Here is a 534-nt window from a genome sequence, read left to right as displayed (position 1 = left end):
GATATAGGTTCCAGACACCCTGTCCATACGGGAAAAATCCAGCTCGTCTATCCATTCTTCCTTAACGAAACCGGTCAAAAGATCCCGTACCATCTCTTTGTTGGAAAAAAGCTCTTTATATCCTAGATCCATCTGTCCCATGGCTATATTCTAGGACAACAACGGTCTTGCCACAAGAACCGGACCCCGCGAAGCATTGTTCATGGGCCTGAAGAAACAGGAGGCCCGATCGGGCCTCCTATTTCTTCACCATAAAATTATCCGTCCGTTTCGGCTCTGTACCTATCGGGATTTTGGCTCATGTCTCTTACTTTATCGATGTCCAAACCGGTCAATTCACTGATGGTTTCGAGATCCATGCCCTTTTCGATCATCCTCATTGCGGTACGAGCAAGAGCCTTACGTAACCCTTCCTGTCTGCCCTTCTCGATGCCCTTTTCGATGCCCTTTTCGATGCCCTTTTCCATTCCCTCTCTGCGACCTCTGTGTATTCCTTTTCTAAGACCCTCTTTTTCCCAGGCCTTTGTCCAATCT

1 pseudogene is annotated in these 534 nt (G+C 47.8%); it reads right to left on the bottom strand.

Features of this window, described 5'->3' with window-relative positions:
* Positions 1 to 257: 257 nt before the first annotated feature.
* Positions 258 to 534, bottom strand: a pseudogene (locus tag L2W48_RS12950) (hypothetical protein); the annotation flags it as partial.

The organism is Dethiosulfovibrio russensis (assembly GCF_021568855.1).
In the GTDB taxonomy this organism is placed as follows: Bacteria; Synergistota; Synergistia; order Synergistales; family Dethiosulfovibrionaceae; genus Dethiosulfovibrio; species Dethiosulfovibrio russensis.
This window is presented reverse-complemented; position numbering and strand designations above follow the sequence as displayed.